4 protein-coding genes are annotated in these 4,474 nt (G+C 67.2%); 3 read left to right on the top strand and 1 reads right to left on the bottom strand.

Annotation, left to right across the window (positions count from 1 at the left end; genetic code table 11):
- Both IT540_RS02535 and IT540_RS02530 read left to right on the top strand, forming a co-directional pair.
- Positions 1 to 298, top strand: a 298-nt coding sequence (locus IT540_RS02535; RefSeq protein ID WP_366029060.1) for an FIST C-terminal domain-containing protein, incomplete at its 5' end; no start/stop codon positions are given.
- The gene (locus IT540_RS02530) at positions 295 to 1,677 is read left to right on the top strand and encodes a hybrid sensor histidine kinase/response regulator (protein ID WP_291172797.1); all 1,383 of its coding nucleotides are present in this window, start codon (positions 295 to 297) and stop codon (positions 1,675 to 1,677) included. The genes IT540_RS02535 and IT540_RS02530, both read left to right, overlap by 4 nt.
- 6 nt (positions 1,678 to 1,683) lie before the next feature.
- On the opposite strand, the gene IT540_RS02525 is transcribed toward IT540_RS02530, so the two are convergent.
- A complete protein-coding gene (locus IT540_RS02525) occupies positions 1,684 to 2,370 on the bottom strand; it encodes a response regulator transcription factor (protein ID WP_291172794.1) in 687 nt (228 codons plus the stop codon).
- Positions 2,371 to 2,818: 448 nt separating this feature from the next.
- Here IT540_RS02525 and IT540_RS02520 point away from each other — a divergent pair, with 448 nt between their 5' ends.
- Positions 2,819 to 4,147, top strand: coding sequence for an OmpA family protein (locus IT540_RS02520; protein WP_291172791.1), 1,329 nt, complete (start codon positions 2,819 to 2,821; stop codon positions 4,145 to 4,147).
- Positions 4,148 to 4,474 lie beyond the last annotated feature (327 nt).

Raw genomic sequence — 4,474 nt, 5'->3', positions numbered from 1 at the left:
TGCCATCGACGAAGGGCTGGTGTTCACGGTGGCGCGGCCAAAGGATATGCTAAGCTCGACCGAGCGGGCGCTGGCGGAGCTCGACCGCTCGCTCGGCGGCATCGACCTCGTGCTCGGCTTCGACTGCGTGCTCAGGCGACTCGACGCCGAGAACCGGCAGATCCGCCGCCAGATGGAGGATCTCTACAGGCACTATGGCGTGGTGGGCTTTCATACATATGGCGAGCAGCTCAACTCGATGCACCTCAACCAGACGCTGACGGGGGTGGCCTTCGGATCGCAGCGAGGCTTGCGATGACGGGCGACAGCCGGCCGGAGCCCCTCACGTATCACGACGTGATCGAGGAGCTGCAGAGACGTAATCAGAAGCTCGCCAAGATTAACTCCGCACTCATGCAGCGTGTCGAGCGGAGCATGGACTATCAGGCCAACGCCTACTCCATGTTCCAGACCGCGATCGGCCTCGAGACGCAGGTTCGTGTGCGCACGGAGGAGCTCAAGGCGGCGCTCAACCGGCTCGAGCGCACCAACGAGCAGTTGACGAGCGCGCGCGACGGCGCGGAGCGCGCCAACCGGTTCAAGACCGGTTTCTTCACGGCCGTCAGCCATGACCTCCTGCAGCCGCTGCATGCGGCTCGGCTCTCGCTTTCGGCGCTCGGCGAGATCCGCGACGACACGCAGCACAGGCGGCTCATCGGGCAGGTGGACCATGCCCTGTCGACCATCGAGGAGCTGCTGCGCACCATCCTGGACCTGTCCAAGCTCGAGTCCGGCGCCTTGAGGCCGACGCTGCAGATCGTCGAGATCCTGGATCTCTTCCGCTCCGTGCTGGTCGACATCGAGCCGATCGCGCGTGAAAAGGGCCTCGAGCTTTCGATGCGCGCGCGCGACGTCGCCGTCACCTCCGATCCTCTGATGCTCCGGCGCATCCTGCAGAATCTGCTCGCCAATGCAGTGCAGTACACCGAGACGGGCCGCGTGCTGCTTGCCGCGCGCAAGCGCGGGTCGCAGCTCAGGATCGACGTGTGGGATACAGGCCCGGGCATCGCTCGGTCTGAGCAGACCAAGATCTTCGAGGAGTTCCAGCGCGGGGCTGCCGGTCAACGCTCGCATGCGAGCGGGTTCGGGGTGGGGCTCGCTATCATCGCACGCATGAGCGAGGCGCTGGGGCACCGCATCGAGCTCTGCTCGGAAGTCGGCCGCGGCACGCGGTTTTCGGTCTTTGTCGCCTTTGCGGGTGATGCTCCTTCCGTGCGCGCGCTGCGAAACGGGCCGCGGGCGCCCGCTTCACGCGCCTACGGCCTATCGGCGATCAAGGCGATCGTGATCGACAACGACGGGTCGGTGCGCGACGCCATGCGCGCGCTGCTGGATCGCTGGGGATGCGAGGCGCGGCTGCTCGCGGGGCTTGCGGACGTCGAGGCGCTTGTCACGTCGGAGCCGGAGTTCCGTCCCGAAATCATCCTCGCCGATTTTCATCTCGACGCGGGGGAATCAGGCCTCACCGCCGTGGCAAGGCTGCGGGAAGCGGCAGGCGCGGCGATCCCGACCGTGGTGATCACGGCCGATCATTCGCGCGAGGTGTCGGAAGCCGTTGCTGCGGCGGGGTGCGAGATCCTGCGCAAGCCCGTAAAACCCGCCGAGCTGCGTGCGCTGATCACGCACCTCGTCGGCTGAGCGGGCTCATGTGCCCCGGCTGGTCTCCTTGCCGGCTTCGCTTGCGAGCACGGAATCGAAATCCAGCCGCGCGACCTCGATCACGGCCTGGGTGCGCGAGACGACGTTGAGCTTGCGCATGATCTCAGACACGTGGGCCTTGATCGTCGTCTCGCCCACGCCGAGCTCGTGGGCGATCTGCTTGTTCAGCATGCCCTGGCGGACCATCTGCAGCACGCGGAGCTGCTGACGCGTCAGCGACGCCACGCGGGCTGCCAGATCCGTCTCGCGCGAGACGCCGCCGCTCGTAGGCGGAGGCACATAGCCCTTGGGCAGCACGACGAGGCCTGCCATGACGTCCTGGATCGCTTCGGCGAGGTCGCGCTTCTTCACCGACTTCGAGATATAGCCGGCGGCGCCGCAGGTCATCGCCTCATGGACGATGCGCGGGTCCTCGTGGGCGGAGACGACCAGGATTGGCTGCTTGGGGCGCGCGGCGCGCAGCTCGATCAGCCCGTCGAAGCCGCGCGTGCCCGGCATCGTCAGGTCGAGCAGCAGAAGGTCGAACGGCTGCTCGCTCGCCAGCGCCTCCTGGGCCGCGGCGATGGATGCGGCCTCGACGATGACGGCCTCAGGGTAGGCCTGCTCGATGGCGAGCTGGAGAGCCTCGCGGAAGAGGGGGTGATCGTCGACGATCAAGAACCTGACCGTCATGACATGCATCCTCGATGGTGGTATCCGGCGCCCCCCGACGCCGCGCTGCACTTTCCGAAACCGTTCGAACTCATGTTCTTATGTCTTCTCAATAGCAGGAGTTGAGACTGCGCAGCGCGGCTTGGCAAGAGGGAAAAGGGGCTTGCCACAGTGTCCCTTAAGCCAGCTTTGAGCCTGGCCGGCGGTCATGATTAATTCCGGTCGCCCGTCGCTGCGCGAGGCGCTTGAGTTTGAGCGGCTTAGCCCCATGCGCTACGTGCGCGGTGCAACTTGGAAAGGCCGGAAGGCTTGTCTATAGTGCGGCGCGTCAGGATCGGGTCGGGGGGCCGGGTCGGAAAACGCGGGAAATATCTTGTACCCGCAAGAGTTGCGGCGCGCGTATTGGGGAGCTTGGGGCGGGATGAGGTGTAATCCTTCGCGGTGGCTTTGGGGTCTCATTCCGATCGCGATGCTGAGTTGGGGGACCTACTATCGGGAGCGCCCCCACGTCGAATCCGACCTCACCGTGCGGGCCACCGAGGCTTTGAGCAGGGCCGGCCAGTCGTGGGCCAAGGTCACGGTCACCGGGCGCGAGGCCGTTATCACCGGGCGGGCGCGCAAGGACGGCGAGCCCAAGGCGGCGCTCGATGCCGTGCGCTCCGTGTGGGGCATTCGCACGGTCCAGCTCAAGACGGATCTCGCCGGCGTTGCGGCTGCTCCGGAGCGGATCGGGCCGCCAGGGCCGTCGCCGGAAGAGGTGGCAGCGGCTGCGGCGCAGAAGGCGCGCGAAGAGGCCGAGGCTGCGGCCGCCCAGAAGGCCAGGGAAGAGGCTGAAGCTGCGGCTGCCCTCAAGGCGAAAGAGGACGCCGAGGCGGCTGCGGCTCTGAAGGCAAAGGAAGACGCGGAAGCCGCCGCTGAGGCCGAAGCTGCCGCGGCGCAGAAGGCCAAGGAAGAAGCCGAGGCTGCGGTTGCCCTCAAGGCGAAAGAGGATGCCGAGGCGGCCAGTGCCGTGAAGGCGACAGAAGAAGCGGAAGCCGCCGCGGCGCAGCGCGCGAGGGAGCAGACCGAGGACGCGATCAAGGCTCAGCAGGAGGCCGAGGCCGCGCAAAAGGCGGAAGAGGAGGCCCAGGCCGCTGCACGACGGAAGGCCGAGGAGGAGGCCGCGGCTCAGCAGAAGGCGAAAGACGAAGCGGAAGCTGCCGCGGCCCTCAAGGCGCAGCAAGAGGCGGAAGCCGCCCGGAAGGCCAGGGAAGAAGCAGAGGCCGCCGAACGCAAGGCCAAGGAGGAGGCCGAAGCTGCCGCGGCGCGGGAGGCCGAGGCGCTCGCCGCGCAGAAAGCAAAGCAGGAAGCCGACATGGCGGCGGAGGCCAAGGCCGACGCCGAGGCGCAGGCTGCCGCCGAGGCGCGGGCACGCAAGACAACGGCCGAGACGGAAGCCTGCGAAAGGCGCCTCATGGCGGCCACCGCTGAGGGGGTGATCCTGTTCAGCCGCGCCAGCGCCGATATCGACAGGAAGAGCTCGACGACGATTGCGAGGCTTGCCGAGATCATCAAGGCGTGTCCGGGCGCTCGCGTCGAGGTGGAAGGCCACACCGATTCCGAGGGTACCGACGAGCGCAATCAAAGGCTGTCCGAGCGACGTGCGCGTGCCGTGGTCAACAGTCTGGCGCGCGCGGGCGTTGCCGGAGACCGGCTTTCGGCGGTCGGCTACGGCGCGGGCCGGCCGGTGGCCTCGAACGACACGCCCGAGGGCATGGCGCGCAACCGGCGCATCGAGTTCAAGGTGTTTACGGACTAACGGGGACGGAGCTGGGGGACGGCGAGATGGACTACCTGATCGTGAAACTGTTCTGGTATCTGGCGGCCGCGTTCGCGGTCGGCCTTGTCGTCGGGTGGATTAGCTGCGGGCGGGTCGAAGACTGAGCCGGACTTGTGGTGGATGTGCGCCTTGCCGGGAAGCCGGCGGAGCACATGCCGGCGCCGTCTTGAGAAGGAGTAGGGGCGTATGACGATTTTGCTCGTGCAGACTTTCTTGCTGATGCTGGGGGCATTCCTGCTCGGCGCCTCGCTTGCGTGCCTGATACGGCGCGGAGTGTCCGGAGGTGGCCGGACTGAGGTCGTCCCG

Source organism: Hyphomicrobium sp. (genome assembly GCF_020852195.1).
GTDB lineage: Bacteria > Pseudomonadota > Alphaproteobacteria > Rhizobiales > Hyphomicrobiaceae > Hyphomicrobium_C.
The sequence above is the reverse complement of the archived record's forward strand: the minus strand, read 5'-3'. Positions and strand labels throughout refer to the sequence as shown.

Bases quoted from the DNA above. Each gene is read 5' to 3' on its own strand.
- IT540_RS02530 (WP_291172797.1), top strand. From the start codon at position 295: ATGACGGGCGACAGCCGGCCGGAGCCCCTCACGTATCACGACGTGATC.
- IT540_RS02525 (WP_291172794.1), bottom strand. From the start codon at position 2,370: ATGACGGTCAGGTTCTTGATCGTCGACGATCACCCCCTCTTCCGCGAG.
- IT540_RS02520 (WP_291172791.1), top strand. From the start codon at position 2,819: ATGCTGAGTTGGGGGACCTACTATCGGGAGCGCCCCCACGTCGAATCC.